This window comes from Rhodococcus sp. FG69 (assembly GCF_057808915.1).
The window spans coordinates 1-25,472 of record NZ_JBMDIX010000030.1 but is presented as its reverse complement, the minus strand read 5'-3'; the positions used below and the strand labels follow the sequence as shown (position 1 = coordinate 25,472).

General features: G+C 66.6%; 17 protein-coding genes. 14 read left to right on the top strand and 3 right to left on the bottom strand.

The annotated features are described in order from the left end of the window. Positions 1 to 17 precede the first annotated feature (17 nt). The 12 genes from ACODSO_RS20935 to ACODSO_RS20880 all read left to right on the top strand — a co-directional run bounded on the left by ACODSO_RS20935 (position 18) and on the right by ACODSO_RS20880 (position 15,537). Positions 18 to 2,099: a cutinase family protein gene (locus tag ACODSO_RS20935; protein WP_489038637.1), complete on the top strand. Its 2,082-nt coding sequence runs from the start codon at positions 18 to 20 to the stop codon at positions 2,097 to 2,099. A 142-nt stretch (positions 2,100 to 2,241) separates the two neighbouring features. Continuing rightward, complete coding sequence (locus tag ACODSO_RS20930; RefSeq protein WP_489038636.1) at positions 2,242 to 3,933, top strand: peptidoglycan DD-metalloendopeptidase family protein; 1,692 nt, start codon at positions 2,242 to 2,244, stop codon at positions 3,931 to 3,933. Beyond that, the gene (locus tag ACODSO_RS20925) at positions 3,930 to 4,520 is read left to right on the top strand and encodes a hypothetical protein (RefSeq protein ID WP_068368149.1); all 591 of its coding nucleotides are present in this window, start codon (positions 3,930 to 3,932) and stop codon (positions 4,518 to 4,520) included. Before ACODSO_RS20930 ends, ACODSO_RS20925 begins: the two co-directional genes overlap by 4 nt. A gap of 58 nt (positions 4,521 to 4,578) precedes the next feature. Continuing rightward, positions 4,579 to 4,992 (top strand): hypothetical protein, encoded by a 414-nt coding sequence (locus ACODSO_RS20920; RefSeq protein WP_489038634.1) that lies wholly within the window; start codon positions 4,579 to 4,581, stop codon positions 4,990 to 4,992. A 73-nt stretch (positions 4,993 to 5,065) separates the two neighbouring features. After that, positions 5,066 to 5,806 (top strand): DUF8175 domain-containg protein, encoded by a 741-nt coding sequence (locus ACODSO_RS20915; RefSeq protein ID WP_489038632.1) that lies wholly within the window; start codon positions 5,066 to 5,068, stop codon positions 5,804 to 5,806. 8 nt (positions 5,807 to 5,814) lie between these two features. Next, positions 5,815 to 8,004, top strand: a complete 2,190-nt coding sequence (locus ACODSO_RS20910) for a hypothetical protein (protein WP_489038631.1) — start codon at positions 5,815 to 5,817, stop codon at positions 8,002 to 8,004. Positions 8,005 to 8,007: 3 nt separating this feature from the next. Next, positions 8,008 to 9,594: an SCO6880 family protein gene (locus ACODSO_RS20905; protein WP_489038630.1), complete on the top strand. Its 1,587-nt coding sequence runs from the start codon at positions 8,008 to 8,010 to the stop codon at positions 9,592 to 9,594. A 14-nt stretch (positions 9,595 to 9,608) separates the two neighbouring features. Further along, on the top strand, positions 9,609 to 11,093 hold the full coding sequence (locus ACODSO_RS20900) for an ATP/GTP-binding protein (protein ID WP_489038629.1): 1,485 nt from the start codon (positions 9,609 to 9,611) through the stop codon (positions 11,091 to 11,093). Beyond that, positions 11,090 to 11,911: a methyltransferase gene (locus tag ACODSO_RS20895; RefSeq protein ID WP_489038628.1), complete on the top strand. Its 822-nt coding sequence runs from the start codon at positions 11,090 to 11,092 to the stop codon at positions 11,909 to 11,911. Before ACODSO_RS20900 ends, ACODSO_RS20895 begins: the two co-directional genes overlap by 4 nt. Then, on the top strand, positions 11,908 to 13,755 hold the full coding sequence (locus ACODSO_RS20890; RefSeq protein ID WP_068368135.1) for a type IV secretory system conjugative DNA transfer family protein: 1,848 nt from the start codon (positions 11,908 to 11,910) through the stop codon (positions 13,753 to 13,755). Before ACODSO_RS20895 ends, ACODSO_RS20890 begins: the two co-directional genes overlap by 4 nt. A gap of 29 nt (positions 13,756 to 13,784) precedes the next feature. Continuing rightward, entirely contained in the window at positions 13,785 to 14,381 is a 597-nt protein-coding gene (locus ACODSO_RS20885; protein ID WP_489038627.1) for a DUF4913 domain-containing protein, read from the top strand. Positions 14,382 to 14,727: 346 nt separating this feature from the next. Further along, on the top strand, positions 14,728 to 15,537 hold the full coding sequence (locus tag ACODSO_RS20880) for a hypothetical protein (protein ID WP_231912299.1): 810 nt from the start codon (positions 14,728 to 14,730) through the stop codon (positions 15,535 to 15,537). Between the two features lie 12 nt (positions 15,538 to 15,549). On the opposite strand, the gene ACODSO_RS20875 is transcribed toward ACODSO_RS20880, so the two are convergent. Together ACODSO_RS20875 and ACODSO_RS20870 are read right to left on the bottom strand one after the other, a co-directional pair. After that, positions 15,550 to 16,719: a GGDEF domain-containing protein gene (locus ACODSO_RS20875; RefSeq protein WP_489038626.1), complete on the bottom strand. Its 1,170-nt coding sequence runs from the start codon at positions 16,717 to 16,719 to the stop codon at positions 15,550 to 15,552. A gap of 78 nt (positions 16,720 to 16,797) precedes the next feature. Then, on the bottom strand, positions 16,798 to 17,826 hold the full coding sequence (locus tag ACODSO_RS20870; protein ID WP_489038625.1) for an Rv1355c family protein: 1,029 nt from the start codon (positions 17,824 to 17,826) through the stop codon (positions 16,798 to 16,800). A gap of 250 nt (positions 17,827 to 18,076) precedes the next feature. Between ACODSO_RS20870 and ACODSO_RS20865 the strand changes: the two genes are divergently transcribed. Beyond that, positions 18,077 to 19,315, top strand: a complete 1,239-nt coding sequence (locus tag ACODSO_RS20865; RefSeq protein ID WP_489038624.1) for an EAL domain-containing protein — start codon at positions 18,077 to 18,079, stop codon at positions 19,313 to 19,315. A gap of 577 nt (positions 19,316 to 19,892) precedes the next feature. Here the strand turns inward: ACODSO_RS20865 and mobF are convergent. Then, positions 19,893 to 23,999, bottom strand: a complete 4,107-nt coding sequence (gene mobF, locus ACODSO_RS20860) for a MobF family relaxase (RefSeq protein ID WP_489038623.1) — start codon at positions 23,997 to 23,999, stop codon at positions 19,893 to 19,895. A 265-nt stretch (positions 24,000 to 24,264) separates the two neighbouring features. Between mobF and ACODSO_RS20855 the strand changes: the two genes are divergently transcribed. Continuing rightward, positions 24,265 to 24,780: a hypothetical protein gene (locus tag ACODSO_RS20855; protein WP_068367960.1), complete on the top strand. Its 516-nt coding sequence runs from the start codon at positions 24,265 to 24,267 to the stop codon at positions 24,778 to 24,780. Positions 24,781 to 25,472: the final 692 nt, after the last annotated feature.

Below are 25,472 nucleotides of genomic sequence, written 5' to 3'. Positions count from 1 at the left end.
ACACGAGGAGAAACACGATGACCGGCCAGAGAACGCACCCCACACCGCGGCGACGACAACGCCGGACACTGTCGGCGCTGACCGTCGTCGTCTCCGCGGTGGTCCTGGCCGCGGGCACCGTCCCCGCACACGCTGCCCCGGCTGCGACGGCGGCGACCTCGTGCGCAAAGTACGTCGCGATCATGACCCCCGGTACGTGGGAGACCAACGCCGCGGCGAATCCGACCACCCCGGTAGGGATGCTCGCCACTGTCGGCAACGCACTGAAACAGAAGTACGGCAACGACATCGAGGTCTACTACCCGGCGTACGCGGCCTCGGCGTTCGACAAAGGGCGCACCTACGCCGACAGCAAGGAAACCGGCAAGAGCGCCATCAACAACATCCTCACCTCCGCGTGCGCGACGTCGAAGTTCCTGCTCTCGGGCTACTCCCAGGGCGCGGACGCCGCCGGCGACATCGCCGCCGAGATCGGCAACGGACGCGGCGTCGTTCCCGCGGCCCGGATTCTCGGTGTCGGTCTGGTCGCCGATCCGCACCAGGGCACCGCGGGCGGCACCGTCGTCGGGCCGAAGGTCGACGGCCAGGGCATCGGCGGGGTCCGGCCGGAAGGCTTCGGCTCTCTCGCCCCGGTGGTCAAGCAGCTCTGCAATCCCACGGACCTGTACTGCTCGACGAACGCCGGCAAGGACGGTCTGCTCGCGGGCCTGGGCAAGGTGCTGGCGAACAAGCCCGTCGACCCGGCCACCACCGGCGGACAGACCGGATCCGGATCAAGCGCAGCAGCGTCGAGTACCGCAGTGCCGTCGACGTCCGCGCAGGGCGGCGTCACCGGTGCCGGAACGCAACCGGGCACGACACCGGCGCAGTCGGGAGAGGCCAGCGATTTCTCGTCGTCGCTGGTCTCGGACTTCTCCCGCGTCGATCTGGCCGGTGCCGCGCACACCGCATCGACTCTCGAGGAGCGGGTGGCCACCCTGCCCGACTCGGTGGGAACCAACCGCACGCAGTCTCAGGTCGCCAGCGTCGGGGCCTCGGCGACAGCGCTGCTCAACACCCTCGAACCGGTCGCCGATGTTCAGTCGGTGATCGCCGCGAACCCCGGCATCCGCTCGACTATCGACACCGCACCGGAAGGATCGCCGGAAGCGAAGACCTCCACGGTTCTCGACGCACTCGATCAGATCGACATTCCCGCAGTCCTCAGCACCGCGACCTCGATCGCCGACACCGCCTCGTCGGTGCTGGGCGGCACCGGCACCACCGCAGGGCTGACCGATACGGCCGCAACGCTCACCGGGCAGGTCGCACCGTTGCAGTCCGTGTCCCCGGATGCGCTGACCTCGGCAACGCAGGTGCTCTCACTGCTCAAGCCGAAGACGGTGGTCAACCAGGTCGTCAACGTCGCGACCGGCTTCACGAGCCTAGACTACCAAGGCATCGTCGACAACCTGATCGCGCTGCCGCAGAAGGTCGCCGCTCTCGACGTCGCGGGATCGCACAAGATCGCCGGAGACCTGAACAACCAGTTCGCGCCGATCGTGAAAATGGCTGCGGGAGTGGACCTGCACACCCTCTCGGCATTGGTGGCGATGATCCCCGACCCCAGCGGTTCGGCGCAGATTGCCTCCCTGGTGCTGAGCTTGCTCGGCAACGTCGACGTGATCCGCCTGGCCAACGATGTCGGCGCGATCCAGGAAGTCGCGTGGAAGATCCTCGAAACCGGCAACCTCGCGGCCGCCGCCGAGCTGCTGCCCATCGGGCTCGACCTCGCCTCGGTTGCGGTCGGAGTGCTCACCGGATCCTCCAAGACCAGCCCCGACCAGCTCGGCGCTCAGACCCAGGTCACCGGACAGTCCGCGGCGATCGGCCAGCAAGCCTCCAGCGGCGACTTCGCCGGTCTGGCAGGCAGTCTCGTCTCACTGGCCTCCTCACCGGGCGCAGGGGACGCGGCCGAGCTGGTCGGTGCTGGTATCGACGCCGCGACGTTCTTCGCCTCCGGTGCGCATCAGTCCTACGGCGACTTCACGGTCGACTCCACCGGCCGCAGCGCCCTGCAATGGCTCATCGACTTCTTCACCCAGAAGATCGGGGGCTGACCAGCCGCCGAGCAGGCTCTGCAGCCGTGCGGGCATGACGCAGAGCAACCGAAAACTACAGCACCACAACCGAACTACACGTACCACCACAGGTGTCCGGGCGGGCACTGATCATTCTTTCGATTCGTGAGGACATGCACCGATGGCAGCATCACAGCAGGGCAGCAGGGGCAGTGCGGGCGCACTGAGCCTGCTGCTGATCGCCGCCGTCGCTGCGATCGGCATGTTCGGGGTCCTCTCCGGTGACCGCACACCGCCGGTCGACGAAGGCACGTGCCTGCAGGCCGGCGCGGCGGCGGTGGCCCCGCACTCGGGAACAGTGGTGATGCCGCTGCGTGAAGGCACATATCAGGCCACGAGCGGTTTCGGTGCCCGCACCAATCCGGTGACCGGCGAAGCGGAAGGACACCAGGGCCAGGACTATTCCGCCCCGATCGGGACCCCGATCTATGCGGCCACCGACGGCACGGTCGTCAAGGCCGAACACGCCAGCGGGTTCGGCAACTGGATCATCATCGACACCACCGTCGACGGACAGTCGCTCTCGACGGTCTACGGCCACATGAACGACGACGGCGTCGGGGTGACCGCGGGCCAGACCGTCAAGGCCGGTGATCCGATCGGCGGTGTCGGCAACGCCGGTCAATCCACCGGGCCGCATCTGCATTTCGAGGTCTGGCCCGGCACGCGCCTCGCATCCGGATCGAGTCCGGTCGATCCCGTTGCCTGGCTCGCCGCCGCCGGTGCCACCGCACCGACCCCGAGCGTGGACGTTCTCGCGGCGGGACCGGCCGGAACCTCCGCCGCGACCCCGACCACCAGCACCAGCGCTGTATCGAGTCGATCGGTCAAGCTCGCTGCCGCGATCAAACCCGGATGCGGTGTCCCGGCCGGCTCGACCGGACTGCGACCGGGGTCGGTGCCGGCGGACTTCGAGCCGTGGATCGTCAAGGCCGGCACCGTGTGCCCCGAAGTCACCGCCCCGGTCGTGGCCGCGCAGCTCGAACAAGAGGGCGGGTTCGATGTCAACGCCCACAACGCAGGATCGGGCGCGGACGGGCCTGCGCAGTTCATGCCCGCCACGTGGGCGGCGAAAGGCGTCGACGGCGACGGAGACGGACGCAAGGACACCCGCAGCATCGCCGACGCGGTGATGAGCCAAGCCGCCTACGACTGCGAGCTGGCGGGCATCGCCAAGGACTCGCTCGCCGCCGGCAAGGTCAGCGGCGACCTGACCGAGCTGTACCTGTCGATGTACAACTGCGGGCCCGGTGCGACCCTCTCGCAGGGCCGGGTGTGCCAGAACGCCGAAACCCTCGACTACGTCGCGAAGATTCCCCGCCGCGCAGCAGAAGCGTTCTCCGTCGCCGTCCCCCAGGCCACACCGGGCATCGTCCCCGGTGGCCCGTTCGGTCAGAACGTCGTCGCGGCCGCGATGCGCTGGCTCGGCACCACCTACGCCTGGGGCGGAGGCGACCGCAACGGCCCCACTCGCGGGGTCAGCGACGGCGGCGGCCGCGCAGACATGATCGGCGACTTCGACAAGGTCGGCTTCGACTGCTCCGGACTGGTCCTCTACGCCGTCGCGCAAGCCTCCGGCGGCGCGATCGTGCTCCCCCACCAGGACTCGGCGCAGATCGCCGACAGCCGCGGCCGCGTGATCGCCACCCCCGGCGAGCTCGCTCCCGGCGACATCATCCAACCCCACTCGGGCCACATCTTCATCTGGCTCGGCGCAAACAAGGTCGTCGAGGCACCGGAGTCCGGCGACGTCGTGAAGGTATCGGACTGGACCCCGCCCGCGAGCGGCCTGACAGCACGGAGATTCGGATGAGAACCACCCGCACCGCGTTCGCCGTAATCCTCATCACTGCAACGGTTCTCACCGCGTGCGGTGGCCAGGAGACCGGCGGTGCCGATGCCCCGTCGATCCCGGCGCAGCAGTGGACCCCGGGTACGCCCCCGCCGAGCGGCAGCGATCCCACCCGGACCCCGCCGCCGGCCGCGACCGCGCTGCCCGACATCGCGGCAGGGGTGGACCGGCAGGATCCGGACTCGGTGGCCACCGCGGCGTTGGCGGTCTGGTTCACCTGGAACACCGCCGTCGACGCCGGACCCAACGATGCCGCCGCCCGCACCGCACCGCTCCTCACCTCCGAGTACGCACGTGAGATCACCTCCACCACAGCGCAATCGAGCCCCGGCGCGCAGTGGCTGGCCTGGGCCGCGCGCGGCGCGGTCCTGACCCCCGATCTCGTCGCCGACGACGAACCCGTTCCCCCACAGACCGATTCGACGGCCTACCGCTCCTACCGCGTCACCCAAACCATCGACGGGGCACCGGTGAGCGAACGGGTCGTCGCGATGATCCTGCGGCGCGGCTCCGACGGCTGGGAGGTGAGCCGCATTCAAGACAAGTAGCCCCACCTCGTACATCCACTGGCACTGCAGAACAACCCGTTTCGGAAAGGAACCCCCGATGGACACAGAATCCGTCACCACACCCGCGACCCGCACCGAGCACCGAGCACGCCGGATCCTCGGCGTCCTCGCCCTCACCGCCGCGCTGACCGTCCTGGCCGGCGGAGTCGCCGCCGCCCAGACCGTCAACCCGTACGACGGGGTCAACCCGGACATCAGCTTGTTCGGCCCCGCCCTGAACCAGACATGGAAGCGCCTGCTCGCGGCGATCTGGGGAGCCAGCATCGCCCTCGCGGGCCTGTGGGTGCTCACCTCGTTCCTTGCCTCCAAGAAAGCCCGCAAGCGCGGCATGTCCAGCGATCTGAGCGAAGCGGGCGAGGATCTCAAGCTCTCCCTCATCATCTTGGGCGGAGTGGCCGCTGTCTCGCCGATCGTCGGCGCAGTCTTGCTCCTCGTCCAGCCCGGCGCATAGCCGATCCCGGCTCTGACCACCACTCTTACGCCTCCCCGACGCGGGCACCGTCCGCAGAAACGAGTTACCCATCATGGCCATCGACTACCGCAACGTCGGCTCCGAACCCCCCAGCTCCCCCAACACCGAGAACGTCGGCGGTGATCGACAGACCGACAGCAAGTCCGGATCCAAACGCTGGATCATTCTCGGGGCCGTCGCCCTGGCGATCCTCGCCGTCGTCTCGGTGATCGTGGTCGGTCTGTCGGGCAGCACCGACAACTCCGGCGGCGGTGGCTCCGATGCCATCCGCGCAGTACACGGGCCCACAACCGTCAACAACGGTGTCCCCAGCGGCTACACCCGCGACACCCAAGGCGCATCGACGGCCGCGGTGAACGTGCTCCAAGCGTTCGATCAGGCCAGCCAGGGCCGCATCGACATGAACGATGTCCGCCCGACGATGATCGCCGCCGACCCCGGTGCCGAACTGGCCCGCGAGATCGAACTCGGCAGCAACCGCGACGAGAGCAGCGACGTGATGAACACCCTGCCGGCCGCGGTGCACGTGTCCTCGTTCAGCCCCGACGCCGCGCAGATCTCGGTGTGGTCGATGACCACCACCCAGTCCGACATCAACAACACCGGCACCGTCGCCGTGAGCACTCTGTGGGCGACCACCGACATCTCGTTGGTCTGGCAGGACGGGGACTGGAAGGCCAAGGACTGGTCCTACCGCCAGGGCCCGCGACCGGAAGACGCGTCCTACCCGGCCGCTGATTCCGCGCTCGGCGGTCAACTGACCGCCGGGTACTACACCTTCTACATCGACTAGGAGAGAACATGATTCGCCGTCTCGTTCTCATCGCGGTCACCGCCGCACTGGTGGCACTGTTCGGATCACCCGCTGTTGCGCTCGCCCAGCCTTCCGCCGTTCCCGCCCCCGCACCGGGGGCGGTCACCGCCCAACAACCGGCATCGAGGCTGCCCGCGCACTTCCCGGACGATCTCAAGAAATTCATCGGCGGCACCGAGGAATTTCGGAGCGGGCCCTGGTTCACGGGCAACTGCGCAGACCACGGCGGCGACCTGGGAACCTATATCTCCCAAGCACTCACGAACGAAAACCGGCTCCTGTACTGGACCGCATCGGACGAGAACAAAGCCGTCATGCTCGGCGGTGCGAGCGCGGTCGGCTCCGACCCGCAGGCCCAGGCCACGGCCGAGATCACCCGTCAGGCCGTCGCCGACGGGACCGAACCACCCGCCGACGCTCTGCCGACGGTGTTTCCGGCCGGAGACACCAGCTTTCACCCACCGACCGGAACCTGCGCCGCCGACCTCGCCCGGTGGGGCACCAAGGAATGGGGCACATGGGGCTTCGCCTGGGCGCAGAGCCCGGACGCGGACTCGCTCACCGCGATCAAGGCGCTGCCCGGTGCCGACAAGGTGCCCGACGCCGCCTGGTCGGACCCGTGCTCGCAGGGTTCGGGCGACCAGTACTGCATGCACGCGTTCTTCGTCGACTGCTCGAAAGCCGAACGGGCAGATGCCAGCCGCTGCCAGGACTGGAACCTGTCGATCGGACGATTGTTCGCCGGCACCGCGAACTGGATCGACAAGAACACCTCGTTCACCGAACGCCTGGACGACACCCTCGGCAAGGTCATCGCCGCCACCCCTCAGTACAAGCTCGGCAAGGCCTACCTGCAGGCATTCTCCTGGATCTCGGGGGCAGCGAACGACGTCGTCGACTTCGTCACCGACCCGACCACCGTCATCGACGACTGGGTCAACGCCACCAAGAGCGGGGCACTCTCACTCACCGATGCCGTGCTGCGTGGGTTGACCTCGACCGGCGACTTCGATCCCACCCAGCAGTGGTTCGTGACCTACTACGCCGCATCGACGGGTCTGGGAATCATGGTCATGTCGCTCGCGGTACTGCTGGCGATCATGCGATCACGGCACAAGGGCTCGCCGTCGGAGCTGGTGGCCAACGTCTTCGGCTACATGCCCGCCGGGGTGGTGATGATGCTGTTCTCCCTGGCCCTGGCTCAACTGCTGATCGAGTTCGCGACAGTGCTCACCGAGGGCATCGCCAGTTTCAGCGGCTCCACGATCACCGAGATGGTGGAAAACATCTACGCCACGATGGGCACGCTGAACAAGGACACCGTCGTCGGCGGCTCGATCGTCGGCCTGGTCTTCTTCGGCATCCTGCTGCTCGGCGCGATGTCGGTCTACCTGGGTCTGCTCATGCACCAGATCGGGCTTCCGCTGACCGCGTGCGTCGCCGGAATCGGCTACGGCATGTGGGTGCACCCGACGTGGCGGACCAAAGCGCTGCGGCCACTGTTCACGTTCGTCGGCATCGTGCTCAGCAAGCCGATGCTGTTCCTGCTCATCGCGATCGTGCTCGCCGGGGCCAACAACGCTCTGCTCTCGGGCGGCGGCGGCTCGGGCGACCTGACCTCGCTCGGCGCTCTCGTGCTCGTCGGTGCCTCGATGGTCGTCGTCGGCCTGGCACCGTGGGCGATGCTCAAGTGGGCACCGATCCTGCCGACCAAAGCCGACTCCGAAGGATTCGGCGGCGGTGGCTCCGTCGCCGGTGGTGTCATCGGAGGCGTGGGCAGCTCGGCCCTGTTCCGCAGCCGCAGCGGCGGAGGCGGAGGCGGAGGCGGCGGCGGCGGAGGCGGGTCGACCGTCACACCGCGCTCGACCCGCTCCGGCGACGGCGTCGACAAGGCCACCCGATCCACGCACTCGACGCCGTCGACCAACTCCACCCCAGGCCACACCACCGGGACCGCCCACAGCGGCGGCACCGACAAGGGCGGGACGTCGACACCGAAGCGCTCGACCATGGGAATGGCCGGCCGACTCGGCGGAAAGCTCGCGACGGGATCGGCCGCGACGGTCGCCTCGGCCGGGGCAGCAGCGGTGCCGATCGCCGCTCAGTCCGCAGCAGCGGCAATGAACAAAGCCAAATCCAGTGCCGAGTCCGCACCGTCCGAAGCCGAAGGCAGGTAAGCGATGTCGACCGAGACCGTCGAGCACGACAGCGAGCAGAGAACCTCCATCCTGGGCGGTGAGATCGCCCGCCGCGGCATGACCGGGATCTCGGCACCGGTGCTCATCACCTGGACCGCTGCCCTGATCATCGGCGTCGTGTACTACTTCGCGGCCGGTGGCGGCGCGATGACCGTCGGGCTCGTGGCCGTGTTCTACGTCGGGGTGTTCGCCTCGACGTACGAATTCGGCGACACCTCCCTGGCGGCGCGGCAGATGCACCGACTGCGGAACTGGTCGCGGATGCGGCGCGGGGAGCACGTCTACCGCAACGCCGACGACCCCGCCTACGGGATCACCGATCTCGACCCCGGCTGGGAGTACCCGGTCCCGCTCGGGCGGACCGCACCGCTCGACGTCGCGGGCACCGGCCTGGACGAGATGTTCATCGTCCGCACCGCGAACCCCGGCGAGCGGGCCTACTACACGGTCGTACTGTCCGTGCAGGGCCTGGCCGGCGGGCTGCGCACCGACGCGGCCTGGGCGACGACATCGGAGAAGTTCGGTCTGTTCAGCGCCTCGATGGCCCGCAAGACCTCGCTCATCCGCGGAACGCAGTTGATCCACCGCTCCATTCCCGCGGATCTGACCATGCACGAGGACTGGGTCGAGCGGGAGATCGAGAAGCTCGGCGACATGCGTCTGCGGGCACCGGTGGAGTCCTACGGCGACCTCATCGACACCATCCGGCCGCACTCGGAAGAGCACCGGGCGTACGTGGTGCTCAAATTCCCCCAGACCGACCACTTCGAGGACGCGGCCGCGCGGGCGGCGGGCGGGAAAGGTGCCCGATTCGAAGGCGGTGTCGCCCAAGTGATCCGCGACGAGACGATGCGCGCGGTGAGCAAACTCGTCGCCGCCGGCATGGGCCGCGTCCAGGTCCTCGGTGAGCAGCGCACCTGTGCGTTGATCCGCGCCTTCGTCGACCCGTCGAACCCACTCGATCGTCACCAAGGGGCGCGGTGGTCGAACTGCTGGCCCTCCTACGTCGGTGGCCACGACTCGGTGGTGGTATCCGGACGCTGGCACACCCGTGTCGGGTTCCTCCCGCCGGCGAGCATCGAACCCATTCCGCTGGGCCCGTTGTGGCTCGCACCGCTGCTGACCGGGGTCGCCCCCGACATCGGCGACGACGAGAACCCGCCCTCACCGACGATCCGAACAGTCAGTGTCCGAGTCGATTTCGTGCCCGACGCCGTCGCCCGGGAAGCGGCCAGTCAGGACTTCACCCAGGACAAGGCGGCGCAGGAAAGCGCAGCACGCAAAGGCATCACCGGCGACGGCTCGGCCGAAGTGATGGCCACCGCGTCCGGGCGTCGACGCACCGATCTGATGCCGGGCTCGGGCCATCACGGCACCATCTACTCCCTGTCGATCGCGGTCACCGGACGCGACGAAGACGACCTCGAGCAGGCGTGCACGCGCGTGGAGGAAGCCGCCGACGAGTCAGGAATCAAAACCATCACCTGGCAGGACGACATGCACGACGTCGCCCTGTTCACCACCCTGCCCTTCGCTCGCGGTCTCGCCGTGACGCGCTACACCACGTAGCCCAGGAGATTTCGATGCCGCAACACACCACCCGTCGTCCGTCCACCCGACCGGCCGCGACCGGGCAGCCGGCCCGATCGCCGCGCCCCCGCCTGCTCGGCGACTCCGCCGCCGTCCTCGAGGCCGCGGAGGCGATCCCCAAGCGGATTGCCCGCCGTAAGCCGCCTCGGCGGTTCACGCTCCTCGACCGCTACGGCTGGTACGAACCCCGCACCGAAGGCGCGTGGAGTACGACCAGGCAGTCCGAAGCGCTGAATCTGGCCATCAGCCGCCGCAGTGCCCGCCACCAGGGAGCGGTGACCGGCCTGAACCGGATTTCCCAGGACCTGGTGATCACCGATCCGTTCGAGCTCTACGGCACCGACATCTCCAATATCAACGTCTGCGTGGTCGGAGACATCGGCAAGGGCAAGTCCTCGATGATCAAGACCGCGTTTTTGTGGCGGCAGATCATCTTCGGCCGACAGGTAGTGGTCATCGACAAGAAACGCCAGGGCAGCGAAGGCGAGTACTCCATCTTCGCCCGCACCCTCGAGGTGGAATCGGTCCGGTTCAAAACCGGTGGCGGCGGGGCGCGACTGAACCTGCTCGACCCGGCGATCACCACCGGCGGTGAACACGCCGGGGGCCTGGACGGTGTCACCCCGGCCGGTCAGGAAGCCCTCGTGCTCGCCGTCCTCGCCGACACGATGGAACGCCCGCTGACCACACCGGAGAAGAGCGCCGTCGGCCGAGCGTTGGAGCTGGTCAACGCCGACGCTGCCGCGACCGGTCGTGCACCGGTGCTCAAGGATCTCGCGCGCCGCCTCGTCGAGCCGTCCACCGACGACGGCACGTATTTCGGTGACCGCTGGTCCGAGCGCTCGCTCGAATGGGGTTACGAGCCGGGCTTGGCCCTGCTGCGTCTGGTCGACCGGGATCTGAAGGGCCTCGTCGACGCGGAAACCTCCCCGGAGGTCCGGGCCGCGCTCGAGCATCCGTTCGCGCATTTCGACGTCTCCGCGTTGCCGACCGAAGGGCCTGCGCTGCGGGTGGTGATGACCGTGATCAACACCTGGTTGGCGAACCTGCTCGCGGCGCGTTCGTCGGTGTCCAAGCAGACCATTCTCATCGTCGAGGAAGGCTGGCACGTCGCCGAAGGATCGACCGGCGCGGTGTTCCGGTCGAACATGAAACTCTCTCGCGGACTGGGTCTGTCGACCGTCTCGGCGTTTCATCACCCCTCGGACATGTCCCACGACTCCCCCGCGCGTGCCCTGATGCAGGAGGCGGGAATCGTGTTCCTGTTCGCGCAGGAACGCTTCGACGATGCCCGCGAGACAGCGGAGATGTATCACCTGCCGCCCGGATCGGTCGACATCATCATGGGCCTGGGCCAGGGCGAATGCCTGGTCAAGATTGGCTCGTCCGATCCGATCCTGATGGAACACGTTCGCTCCCCGCAGGAGATCGCCCTCACCGACACCGACGCCGCCGTCAAAGGAGTCAAGCCAGCATGAACACCTCCTCGCCAGCGGCCCGGCGATCCCGCACCATCGACGTGCGCGTGAGCTCGCCGGCGCCAATCGGGTACGCCGACGACACCAGCTCGACCGGGGGCCGGTTCGCATCGGCCTCCGCCGCAGCACGATTCGCCGTCATCGCTACCTTTGCGGCCCGCCGCGCCGACATCACCGTCACCATCGCTGTCGACGGGGACGACGAGGTCTGTGTGTCCGGTACCCCCGGCGAGATCGCTTGCGCCCTCGCCGCCATCCCGGTCTACAGCGTCGGCGTCCGGAAAGCGCGGATCGCGCCGGCACTCGATCTCGGCGGAGATCCGATGCGGATACCGGCACCGGGCTGCCTGCGTGCCGCCGTCGACGAGGTCGCCCTGCCGATCCAGTGGCAGGGCAGCGTCGGCCCCGATGGCCGTGCGATTGCGGAAGCCGGGGTCGACGTGCGTGTGCTCTCGACTCGGCCCGACCCGCTGCCGAACTCGACACTGCTGCTCGGACAATGGGCACCGGACCTCGCGCACCGCCTCGCGCACGACCTCGCCCGCTCGATCACCGAGCGCAGTGGTCGACGCAGCCCGGCCACCGTGACCTATCTCCCCGACCAGGGGCGGTACGAGATCACCCATCTGGCCCCGGTCTCCGATACCGACGCCGCCGCGGTGGCCCGGTACATCCGGATCACGCAGCTACGAGCCAACCTCGCCGCGCTCGACCCGGTAGCCGACGCGGACTGCGCCGTCGGCCTCGCCGCCGAGCTGCTCGTGCTCGAAAGCTATTCCCGCCGTGTCCCTTCCACCGAAGACAGGACAGTTCGATGAGTGCGATGCAATCCCCTCCCCGCAGGCCCAGCAATCCGTTCTTTCCGTCCGAAGTGTGGGTCGGTGCCGCTGTAATCGTGGGGCTCGTGTTCGCTGTCGCCGGAGGCGGCATGGTCTCCTCGCTGGTCTCGGGCAAGGTGATCGCGATGCCCACCAGCCTCGGTGAGCTGTTCTCGATCTTCCGCGGATTGGTCACGAACCCGTCGGACCCCGCGGCTGCGTGGCCGGCAACCGCGCAGCCGGGCCCGGCGTGGGTGACCTGGGTGTGCATTCTGGTGCTCGGTGCGCTGTATACCGCTGTAGCCCTGTGGATCAACTCCGAGATCGACGACTGGCAGCACCACCGCGATCAGGCGCAACGTGGATTCGCCGGCCGACGTGAGCTCGCCCGAGCAGGCATCGACGAGAAGAGTGTCCGCACCGCTGCCGTCGCCACCCGTTCGTCGTTGAAGGGCACGCGGGCCTCGAGACTGGCCGCGAGCGAGGTCGCGATCGCGTTGGGCCGCAACATGGTCGACCCCGACAGGTTCGTCTACATCAAGCAGAACGACTGCATGCTCGTCGAGGGCGTCACCGGCTCGGGTAAGACCTGGCGCGTGGCGTATCAGCGCTGCATGGACGCACCTGGCACCCTGCTCGTGACGTCGACGAAAGTGGATCTGATCTCGGCGACGTACGAGCACCGCGCCGCGCTCGGGCGGGTGTCGATCTTCGATCCGGACAACATCACCGGATGGCCCGACCCGATCCGCTGGTCGATCCTCTCCGGCTGCCAGGATCCGGACGTGGCGATCCGCCGCGCACAGAGCCTGGTGTCGGCAATGCCGATGGGAGACACCAAGAACGGCGGCTACTGGGAAGACAAAGCAGTCGTGCTGCTGCGCTGCTACCTGCACGCGGCCGCGATCAGCGGCGCGAACCTGGCCACGCTGCGCGTGTGGGTGAACTCGCGCAAAGGCCGCGAACCACGCGAGATCCTCATGCGGACGATGCCCGGCTGGGAAGCCGAACTCGGCCAGATCCTCGACTCCGGATCGGACTCCTCCGACGACATGATCGGCGCGGCCAGCCGACTCCTCGCCCCGCTCGCCTCCCCCGCACTGCTCGAGGCCGTCGACGTACCGATGCACGAGTCGTTCGACATCGACGAGTTCATTCGATCCGGCACGGACACGCTGTATCTGGTGTCGAAGGGCAAAGACAACTCTGCGGCACCGTTCATCGCGGCCCTGGCCAGCGAAGTGCACTACCTCGCCGACCGGCATTCGCAGTCCCTACCCGGTGGCCGATTCGATCCCCCGATCCGATTCGAGCTCGACGAAGTCAACAACGTCGCCCCGATCCCGGGCCTGCCGGATCTGATGTCGGACTCGGGCGGCCGCGGCATCACCATCCACGCCTACGCCCACAACGAAGAGCAGAACAAGCTCCGCTGGGGCGCGGTCGCCGGCAAGATGTTCGCCGACAACTCCCCCGCCCGGCTGATCCTTCCCGGCCTCAAAGGCGACGAGCTGCAGGCGATCTCGAAGATGCTCGGCGACCGATACGAGTGGCAGCCCTCCGGCAACGCCCAGTCCGGCCCGACGCTGCGGGAAGTACCGGTGATGTCGCCGGCGCAGATCCGTCAGATGGACCCCGATCAAGGCCTGCTGATCTATCGGACCGCGCCGCCGATCCTGGTGCACCTGCCGACGGTGTGGGACGAGAAACCATCACGTGCCGCGGTGCTGCAATCGCAGAAGGTGTTCGACGAGATCGTGGCGTCGGGCACCGCACCTCGTACCGAGGCCGAGTCCGGCGCGGTGGTGCTCGACAAGGTCAGTGACGGGACGACACTGTCGTGACCGCACCGGGGGCCGAGCAGGATGAGCTGGTGCCGTCACGGTTCACCTGGCGCTACCTCGACGCCGAGCAGGCGCGGGCGCTGTGGTCGGAGCTGATCGACTGGACCACCTGGCTGCGCGGGCGCTACGAGCTCGGCACCAAGATTCCGCCGTGCTGGTACCGCCACGATCCCGTCGTCGAGGAACTGAGCGCCCTGATGGCGGCGTGGACCGATGCCTACTATCGCGGTGACGGCTACCGGGACGACCTCACCGCCTGGCATACCCAGTGGTTCCGGCCGCTCATGACACGTATCCGTGACATCTCGGACTTCGACAGCTGCACCCACGATCGATGCGCGCACCGGCCAATGCCGCCGGCCACGCTCGCCGGCATCGAGGAGTTCGTCGACGCCGACGTCAACGCCCGCCCCGAACCGGCCCCGGCCCCGGCCCCGCCTGCACCGGTCGCCGACGTCACTGCCGCCGAGGAAGTGCGCACCATCCCCGCCAACGATATGGACATGGCCATCGACTCCGGCCTCGCCGAACCACTGGACGCCGCCGACCCCGACAGCCCCGTCAGCTTCGAGGGCATCGAATGGACCTTCAACGCCCACGCGGGTGCCTGGGTTCCCTCCACCTGACCGGAAGCGAGCGTGGCCGCCGTGCCATACGTTCCGGGCCGAATGCAGCATCGCCGATTGACTGCGGGTGCGGCGGCGAGTGGGCCGAACCTTGTCGACAAGTCCTCGCGGAGGCCTCCTACATCCGGGCGATGTGATAAGTCATAAATCTTGCGGCTTCCTTGCTGACGGCTTAGTGACACAACACATTCAACCTCCTCGAACAGACCAGAAGTATGTTTCATGGCGTTACACCGGACAGCAATCTTGTTTGTTGCACAATGGCTTTGACAGCTGTTTCAGATCGAACACATGCGCGACATGCCTTAGAAGGGTTATCGGGCAACACCCCCTCAGGAGCTCATCGATGACGACCCCCATCCTCCCCAGCACGCCCTCGGCACGCATCATCGAGTACGCAGGCCGCCCTGGCTCTGTACGCAACGCACCGGCGGACAGCACGAGCCTTGTCCGTGCCCAGCGGAGACGGCTGGACTCCGTCCACCGGTCGACGCCCTGCGCGGACGGAGCCCTGACATTGACAGCCGCGACGCCGTCGGGCTCCCCGGAACTGTGGTCCCGCTACGTCGAAGGAGCGTGGGAGTCGTATTCACGCCACGGTGTCACCGCGGCTCTCGACATGGAAGAAGTGGCTTCCGGCGCAACGACAGCACTGTTCTACGTGGTGTGCGATGAGGCAGGAGAGATGCTCGGCGGCGTTCGAGCCCAGGGGCCGTACGCGATGGTCGAGCAATCCCATGTCCTCACCGAGTGGAAGGACTCGCCCGGACTGGCACCGGTTACCGACCTGCTTCGGTCTCGACTTCCCCACGGAATCGTGGAAATGAAAAGCGCGTGGGTCGATGCGGGGGCCGCAGGGCGGACGGTGTCGAATGTCCTGGCTCGAACAGCGTTGCCGACGCTCGAATTGACCGGCAGCCGGTACCTGTTCGCCAGCGCGGCCGATCACGTCCTGCGTTTGTGGGAGAGTTCCGGTGGGCGGATCGACCACGGCATCCCCGCTGCCGCATATCCGAGCGAGCAGTACCGGACCGTCATGATGTGGTGGGACCGAACTACCCTCGCGCAGGCCGCGCAGCCCGAGGTGTGGCGCTCGATGGTCGACGAGGTCCGCGCACTGTGTGGGGACGATCGGCACGTCCCGTTCGTGGCATAGCGGCTCGCTACATCACTGGCCTCGACCATTTTCGTGTTGCCGACCCTGTACGGAGCCCTGCCAGCTGATCGTCAAGGTCCCCGCGTGGCAGGCGCGGTCTCGGCCGTCGGTCTTGGCTCGGTAGAGCGCGGCATCAGCGGCGCGGACGACTGCATCGAGTACCTGATCGAGACCGCCCGATTCGGTCGAAGCGAAGCCCGTCGCGTGTGACGCACCGTCATCGGACGCGGCCGGTCGCACGTCCACAGTCACCGTTCCGATACTCACGGTCACCGTGCAGTCGGACCGGACTCGGTCGAGTATCCGCCGCGTGAGCTCGTGATCCTCTCGGTGTGTGGCAAGGATCAGGAACTCTTCGCCGCCGGTCCGGGCAACCACCGCATCCGATGCGCCGACCACCGCGCGCACCGCATTCGCCAGGGTAGCGGCAACCGCGGCGAGCGTTCGGTCGCCGGCTGTGTGACCGGCCGTGTCGTTGACGGCCTTGAAGTAGTCGACGTCGACTACGAGCGCAGACAACGGTTTCCCTCGCTCGCAGGCCTCGTGCACCAGGATCCCGGCGTTCGACAGCAGTCCGCGTCGATTGACTAGACCGGTCAGCGGATCCGTGTCGGCCAGTTGTTGCAGTTTCCGGTTGACCACCGACAGTGTTCGGCGCAGGCCACCGATAAGCGCGACCGGCACCAGCACCGTGGTCACGGCGGCACCGATAGCGACCGCAGTCACCGCCCACCCGGAAGACCCCACACTGATCACCGACAGTGCAGTGGCCATCACCACCGAGACCGCGGACAGGCCGGCAGTCACACGTGGTGGTGAGCTCGATGCGGCGATGGCCGGAACGATGGCCAACATCGAGGTGACCGCACGCGTTCCTGCCGGATCCGCGATCAGGTAGGCACTGATCGCGACTCCGGTCATACCCCCGAAACCCAGGACCGCGAATTGGCGTTCGCTCAACCGCCCCACCTTGGCGGCGAAAAGCACGGTGACTGCGGTGAACGTCAGCACGGCGATGAGAACCGGAAGTGCGTTCGGCCGTAGGAATGTCGGTGACAGCAGCGCAATGGCCAACAGCGGCACCGCACCGGTGGCGCTCGCGATGACTGCGGCCGTGCGGGTGTCGAGCCGTGATCGCCAGAAGTTCGTGCGCCGACGAGGCGACTGGTCGATCACGTTCATCGGATGATTCCTCGGATCAGGGTTGGGCGAACCCCACAAACAGTATCTGTCGGAGCTCCTCGCCGGTGGTGCGCCCGCTCACACGTTTGCAGGACCGGCGGCAGGGTCGAGGCCGGTGCGTACCAACCCATCCAGATCGATCCGCCGCCGACCTGAAGGGAGTGCTTCGCCTCGGCCGAATGCCCTCACGGCAGCGGTTACAGCGGCACCCCCGAGTGCGACGTCTCCGCCGAGCTGGGGCCACGTCGAGAGCGTGCGCCCGATCTCCGGCACCGACGCAATCATTCGAGGGGTCAGCTTGCTCGGTTCGAGCAACGTCGCTGCAATTGTGCTCTTCTGCTCGATGGTCATGTCGGCCAGATCCGCGGTGTCCATTTCGCCGAGCAGTCCGTGAAACACCGGTCGGTCGGGTTCGAGATCGAAGCGTTCGATATCGAGGACGCCTCCGTCGCTGGTCTCCATCACCACAGGAATACCTCGGGCGCGGGCGTGGTGGCGGACCAGCAATTTGGTGTCGATCGAGTCGCATTCCTCGACGACGAGATCGAGTCCGTCGAGAAAGCCACCGAGCGTCTCGGCCGTCACACCGTTCGCGAAGACCTGCACATTCAGATAGGGGTCGAGCTCGGAAATTCGTCTGGCCGCCACGACCGCCTTGTTCACGCCCAGATCGAGCACCGAAGTCGGGACGCGGTTGAGATTCGACAGATCGAGCTCGTCGAAGTCGGCCAGACGCAACTCCCCGCACAATCCCTCCAGTGCGAGGGTATGTGCGACGGCATGACCGACACTCAGCCCGACGATTCCCACCCGCAGACCTCTGAACCGAGCTTGCTCTTCGGTGGTGATCTTGTTTCTGTTGCGGTCCAGTCGCAGCCGATCGAAGCCGCCTGGACCGAGGACCCGCACCAGTGAGCGCCGCCATGGGTAGTACACCCACCGTGGCTCTTCCGCGAGGTCGCCGGCGATCGCAGGAATTAGCCCACGAAGCGAGGCCAACTGGTCGGGTGTCGTGTCGACGACGCCGATGGCGGGATCGTCGATCAGACCACGGACGATCGAGTCGTGTTCACGCTCGGACGGATCGAACACTCTGTGCTCTGACATTGCTGATGCTCCGCATCCTTCGAATGACTGTCGACGACAAGCAACGCCGATCATGTCCGACATTCTGAGGCACGTCAGACTGCTTCACGTTACTAAAGACTCTTCGGCAATGCGGGTCGGAAGCAACGCAGTCGCCGACATGACCACTGTGGCAAAGTCCGTATCCAGGCAACGCCCCCGCGTCCCTCGGCGCAGGGAACGGAAGTCTTTGTGCATGTGCAGCACTTGGATCGAGGATATGAGGTGAAAGTTGGGAGTCGACGATGACTTCGATGAGCGTTTCAGCTCACTGATCTCAGTCTTTCAGCCGATCGTCGACTCAAGGACCGGGCTGGTCGTCGCGCACGAGGCACTCACCCGGTGGCCGGCGTTTCCGGACACCTCGCCGGAACAGATCTTCGATATCGCTCGGACCATGGGGATGGCCGAGGAATTGGACCGTAGATGCATAGCGTCGGCAGTCGCCGCAGCGGCACAGTCCACCCCTGCAGACCACGCGCCGCGTACGTTGTTCGTCAACATCGAAGCCGAAGCGATGTCCTCCGAGAAGTCATCGACCTCGGCCCGTCACCTCAGCGAACTGTTGCGCGGAGGCGGGTCGCAGGTTCGGCCCGTCGCGGAATTCGCTGAACGCTCCCTGCTCACAGATCCGGCGCGGTTACTCCGATCAGCCGACCGACTTCGACGCGACGGCATCATCATCGCTCTCGACGACGTCGGTGCCGACCCCGACTCGATGGTGGTTCTGCCCCTTCTGGCACCGGAAGTGATCAAACTCGACAGATCGTTGCTCGACGACGACCTCCCCGGCGACAAGCTCGCCACTTTGCTCGCCGTGCTCGCATACTCGAGCCGGTTCGAGGTGACACTCATCGCCGAAGGAATCGAAACCGGGAGACAGAAGGACAAAGCCTTGGCGTGGGGTGCCGACTACGGGCAAGGGTTTCATCTCGGCCGTCCCGGCCCCCTCGATGCATCCCCGACCTTCTCCTTTCCTGTGCAGCCACGCCCTCCTGTGACGAGACCGTTGACGGACATTCTCGACGACCGCGCCACCGACACGACGTCGATCTCGCTCCTCACGTCCATCTCCGACCATTTGCTCGACTTCGCGATGACTACCACCGAGACTCTGACGATCGTCGTCGCGTTCCGCGAACCGGAATTGTGCAGCGCAGACATGGCGCGCAAACTGCAGCAACTCGCCCTCGAACACCCGTATATCGAGGCTCTCGATGCACCCCGCGCACTGTTCTCCGCCACCGACGGGGTACGCCATGCCGATCTGGTTCAGCCGTCGGAAAGAATCGGTGCCGTCGCCGTCATCGGCCAACGGTTCTACTGCGCCCTGGTCGCGCGTCCGATCGACCCTGACAATTCAGTCTCACCGTCCAGTCAGTGGATGTACTTCTTCACCGTCGATCCAGCCCAGGTCTGCGCCGCCGCACACACGCTCATCGTGAACAGTACGAGCCCCACCGACCCTTAAATCCCACCCGCATACGTCGAGCGGGCTGGGCTGACACCTCGAATCTCGAATACTTGCCGAACGCCGATGTCCTGCCGAAGGTCGACCTCCCGCAGCGGCGGAATGTTCGAGATCGTCGTCGAAGTCCCAGTCCTGGTCGATAGCGGCGATACTGACCCCAACGATCTCGCTGCCGTATCGAAAACGCCTGCACTGGTGCAGACTTCGGAACAGTCCGGTACTGGTAAAGAAGGTCTAGTGGTTGGACGGACCCAACGCCGACGCGATCAACGCATCCTTCGAGCTGTACGGTATCGCCGACAAACGCAGATCCACGTCCTCGATCGAATACACGCCATCGCGGCCGTCTACGAGGAGCCGTTTCTTACAACCGCGCCCGGCGCGTTCCATCGGGACGACCACGTCGAGCGGCAGGCACCGTCGACGAAGTTTCCGACCTTGGAGAACTGGTTCGCAGAATGTCGGCGGGATCCTCGCCCGCCAGCACTCGACCAGTGTGGGCAAGAACCGGGTGCTCTGCCCACGCTGGTTCGAGTATCCCGACGTCGCGGTGGACCAAAGGTGCGGATGCCCGGTCCTAGATGCGTGGTCCGCGGGTCGGTCCGGGTCGTCGGGCTTGCTGCTGGCGTAGTTGTTCGCGGCGTTCGGCTTTGCGTTGCTCGCCGAGGCGGCGTTGTTCTGCCGCGCGTTGCTCTGCAGCCTCTCGGCGCGCCCGGTCCGTGTCGACGATCGGATCGGGTGTCGCAGGTTGTGGAGTCGGTGCCGACTGCTGTCCGGGGCGTGCGTGTGCGGGCTCCAACACGGGTGCGGTGATCGTCTTGATGCGGGCGTTGACTTGATCCCACGCGCGAGCCGCTTCCCCGTGTTCGGGTCGATCGCCGATGAGAGTGCGGTCGGTGTCGATGCCGAATTGTTCTCGGTAGGCCCCGACTTGGCCGGCGGTGATCTGCCAGCGCAGTCGGGCACCGCCGGAGTCGGGAACCTCGCCGAGGTGGCGGGTCCAGGCGGGTTGTTCGTCGACGGCGTGCTGTCCGAGCTCGCGGGTGCGTTCGGCGATCTCGGTGTATCGGCGGCAGCTCCAGGCGACGAGTTCGGGGTCGATTCCCTCACGGTCCTGCATCGGCGGCAGGACCCAACTCGGGGCACTGTGGTCGCGTGCTTCTCGGCCGAGGGGCCAGCGGCGTTCGGCGTCGTCGAGTAGATCCGCTGCACTCGGGTCGGGGTCGGTGACACCGCGGCGCAGTTCCACGATCGCGGCGTGGGGGTCTTTGCCGGCGCGTTCGGCATTGCGTAGGTGGGCGGCGAGGTCGGGCCACGCCCCGTCGTCGCCGAGGATCGTGTCGGCGTGCTCACCGAACTGGGTGCGCAGCGTCGGTTCGATGCTTTGCGCCCACACGCGCATCTCGTCCGCACCGTTCTCGATGTGCTTTTCGAGTCGCCAGTGCATCACGGCGGAGACGGAGTCTGCGCTGGCGAGTTCGCGCTCCGAGCGTGCGGCGGCGAGGGTGGGGGCGGCGTCGAGGCCGAGCTGCTCGGCGCGGCGGTACTGGTGGACGAAGGTGTCCCATTCGGCTTCGGCGATCATCGTGTTCGCAAACTCCGGGCCCATGTTCTCGCGGACAATCGCTTCGATGCGGTGCGCGTCGATGAGTTCGCCCGCGTACTCGTATCCGCCCACGTTGTAGTCGAGCTTGCGGTGCGCGACGGCGGCGTCGCGTTGCTGTTCGGTCGCCGAGACGTCCGAGCCGTCGCGGCCGATGATGGTCCGCACGACTTCGTCGGCGATCTTCTTGTCCGGGTGCACGTGGATCAGGTGCGGGTCGACGATCCGGTCGATGGGCACGTAGAGCTGGTTTCCGTCGCGGCCGCGTGTAAGTGCGACGTAGAGGGCTTGCCGGTTCATGGTGTCGTCGACGAGGACGTGGACCTGGTCGACGGTCATGCCTTGGGAGCGGTGGATGGTGGCGGCGTAGCCGAGCTCGCAGTGCTCTTTGACGTAGTCGGCCGGCAGGCGGATGCGTCCGCCGTGTTCGAGGTGGCGCACGGTCAGCGATCCGTCGCGGTGTGCGGTCTTGACCGTCCACAGGTCGCCGTTGCGGACTCGTTCCCCACGTGTGCCGGTGACTCGCAGGCTGGTGTCGTTGCGGCGGGTGACGATGCGGTCCCCTGCGCTGGCGCGCAGTCCGTCGGACAGGTCGTTGCCGCCCTTCTTGACCAGTCCCTTGGCGAGTCGTTCGGTGCGGGCCCGGTCGTTGAGGTCTCGGACGGCGTGGTTGCTGCTGGCGATCATCAGCGACGTCGTGTCGGTGTCCGAGGTCTTCGCCCAGGCGGTGAAGACCTTCTCGGCGAGGTCGTCGGCCATGCCGTGCTGCACGCGGTCTTTCGCGGCGTACCAGGCGGCGACGGAGGTATCACCGTCACGCAGTCGCAGCGAGATCTCGGCCTCTTCCTTGTCGCGGAAGCGATGAACGTCGACCAGTTCCGGTGCCGCGCTCGACCGGGCGACCAGCCGCAGTGCACCGCCCGTATCGACGGCGGCGAGCTGCTGAGGGTCACCGAGCAGTCGGACCACTGCGCCGTGCTCGGCGGCGATGTAGGTCAACCGGTCCAGATCGTGTGTCGAGGCCATGCCTGCTTCGTCGACGAGGATCATCGACCCCGGGCTGATGCCGGTGTCGAGTTCGTTCTCGTAGCGGGTGAGGACGTCGGCGATGGTGCGGCCGGTGACACCGAGTTCCTCGCCGAGGACGCCGGCGGCTTTCGCGGACGGCCCGAGGGCGATCACGTCGTATCCGGTGCTGCGCCAGGCATCAACGACCACCCGCATGGCGGTGGTCTTGCCGGTGCCGGCCGGACCGACACCGGCAGCCAGGAGCGCACCGGAGAACAGGAAATGCTCGACAAGTTCCTTCTTGTCCGCGCCGAGGTCCCACCCTTTTCGTTGGGTGTGCGCGGCGAGGGCGGCGGCGTAGGCGTGGGCAGGTGCCATCACTGCGGTCGGGGTGTGGGCGGCACCGACGAGGCGGTGTTCGGCGGCGAGGATCGCTGCGCTGGTGTAGGTCTCGTTGCCGTGCACGGTCAGAATCGACGCCCCGTCACTGCGCTGCAGCGCCTTCGGTGTCGCGTCGACCTGGTGAGTCAACCGGATGGACTCCGCGCCGAGGGCGGCTTCGGTGACCTTCTCGGCGACCGCGTCACGCTCGGCCGCGGTCGCGAACACCAGCGGCCGCAGTTGTCGTTGGACTTCGGCTTGGATGTGCCAGCGATTCCAGCTCGAGCGTCGCTGTGCGATACGTGCGACAGCGGTGCGGGCGATCTCGCGGTGGTCGATCGAGGCGGCATCGGTGACGGTGATCGTGTTCCCGGTGCTCGTCTTCAAGGCGGAGTTCAGGGCCCGTCGGCCGACGCCGTCGAGTGCACGTTCGCGCCATTCCGCGCGTTGGGCACCGAGCGATTTCGGTGGTGCTTTCTCTTTGCGGGTCTCCAGGGTCGCTTGGTCGGCGAGGCGCATCTGCACTGCGGTCGAGGGGTCTTTGCCGTGGGTCTTGCGGTAGTCCGACACGAGCTTTTCCAGGCGTGACTCGATGGCGTCGCGGCGGGAGAACTCGCTGAGCAGTGCGGTGGGGATGCCCTCGATTTCGCGGACGGCGCGTTTGTTGATTCCGGTGCCGGGTCGGTCGGCGAACACGGTGCCGAGTTCGCGGGTGACGTACTCCTCGATGAGGGTGTTGTAGCGCTCGGATGCGGCGACGGCGAGCTTGTGCAGCACGCGGCCGTCGAGGCTGCGCCATTTGCCGTCGATGCCTTGCACTTTGGTGGAGATCGCGACGTGGGTGTGCAGGTTCGGGTCACCGTTGCGGTTGTCGCGGTGATCGAACCGGGTGTACATCAGGCCGGTCGATTCGATCTGTCCGACACCGGCTTTGCCGACGCGGGTGTAGGAGGCGTTGTCCTCGACCCAGCCGATGGCATCGCTCACCGCGGCGCTGTGTGCACGCTCGACCGCGACACGGATGTCGTCGTCGCCTAGGCCCCAGAGAACCGACACAGATTTCTGTGGAGTGAACACGCAGTCGTAGCCGGCGACGGGTTGGCGTTCGCGGCGCTGCTGCGAGGCGATGTAGCGGACGAGCTCGGCTTCGCTGGCCGGTGATCGACCGACTTCGCGGTGGAACTCGTCGGCTCCGACGCGGTAACGGATTTGCTGGCACTGCTCGGCGGTGAGCGACTTTCCGCCGGCGGCGCGCTCCTTGTCGATCTCGGCGCGGATGCGCTTCATCAGTGGCACCTCGTTGCGGAAGCTCGCGAACTTGCGGCCCAGCCGCACGCTCTCGATAGCCGCGTTCGCCGTCGTACCGTCGAGGATGGCGGCCTCGATCAGCGCCTGGGCTTCGGGGTGCAGGCCCTCGCCGAACAGGGCTTTCATCTGGTCCTCGCGGACGTACCCGGATACGCCGAGTTCGGCCGCGGCTCGCCCTCCCCAAGTGCCCGGTTCGGTGCCTTCGGCGGCGTAGTAGTCGGTGAGGTCTTGGCCGCGTTCGAGGCGAATGTCTGCGCTGGCGACTTCGCGGGTGAGGTAGGTGTAGCCGTCGCCCGCGTGCAGCGCGTGAACGGTCATCATCGCGGGCATCGCCGCCCGCGAGCCCGTGTGCGACGAGATCTCACGGGCCGATCTCGCTCGCATTCTGTTTCTGAATCGCGCGGCACAGTCGCGATAGTACGCAGATTCCGCCCATGGACACTAATAGTGCAAGAGGTGTGTGGCGTTTACTTTGTTATTTCGCAGACGGTTACAGGAAATCTGAAGTCGATAGTATCTGGATTTCGGACGAATCAGAACGTATATGGACCTTGAGGGACGAAAGCTGTAGCAGGACAGTTGAATCAAGGCGCGTCTGGGCACGTGACACTCTTTCTTCGACCGGCATGTCGGCGGTAGCCTGTCCCGCATGACTCCCTTAAACGGTGGACCGGTCAGCGCTCGGGAACGGGCTCGGCGGGCGAATGCGCAGCGATTGTCGGACGCACAGTTGCGCATGAAGGATCAGGAGCAGGATTTGATTTCGTATTTCGATGCGACCCGCGACGAACAAAAAATCAACGACGATGTGACTGCGAGGATCGAGCGGTTGCGGCGGGACGCGGAAACCAAACTCGATGAGGCGTATGAGAGACGCGCAAGAGCACTGGCCGAGCTCAAGAAACGCGGTGAAACATACGCCAGCATCGCGGCCTTGGTGGATCTTTCAGTGCCCGAAGCGACGCGGTTGGTCAAATCGACAATGGCGTCACGTGCGACCGCAAGCCCCGATATCGGTGCGGCTGCAGAGGATGGCGTTTACGGCCCAGCTAGTACGGAGGAGAGCTACAGGGGCCATAGCGATTCCGCATCGAGTGCGACTGCAGAGCCATCGATTGATGAGTTCGCCCAGGCCGATGAAGCGGGCGGGCGCAGCAATGCCTGACAAACGAGCGAAGCTAGCAAGTAGGAGGTGAACAATCGTCATCGCACTTGTTGCCATGTGCTTGATCGTCGGAAGAGCGCTGTGGCGCGCGGGCAAATACGAGACTGGGTGGCGGTTCGCTCCTCTGCGGGCAACGGGACTCGTCGCCGGAGGTGTGCTTCGTGTCGGTAGGTTCGTTGCGTCAATGGTGTTCGCATTCTTCGTCGCTGCCGTGGCCGGCGCGTTGCGTGCCACCTTCTGATACTCCGTCGAAGTCTGCACGTGCCGAGCTTGCGAAGTGGGTCAGATGTTGCTCGCAGCGTGTGCACAGCTTCGCACCGCCACGTCGTAGCGCCTGTGCCGGTTCCGCTCTGAGAGTTCAACGGCCAAACTGTCGCGTGCAGTTCAGGGGCCCGAGTAAAATTCATGCCGCCTTGCGGCAGGGTTCGGTGCAACCTGCCTCGGACGAGGCCGAAACATGCCCTCGTCGTTCATCACTTGCTCGACCGTGCAGACGGCCGCGTTATGCCCCTCTCCGCGCAGGTGCCGGTGCATCTTGCAGCGACCATAGGGCTCTACCGGTTCGCCGATCGTCTCGCGGAGCGCGGCGGTGAGGCTCATTGGAGATCGTGCGGGCGGACAGTGGTGCTGCCTCTGGATTGTCAATGGCCAAGTTGAAGTCCCCGCTGGTGGCCAGGTGAAAGTCCCCACCC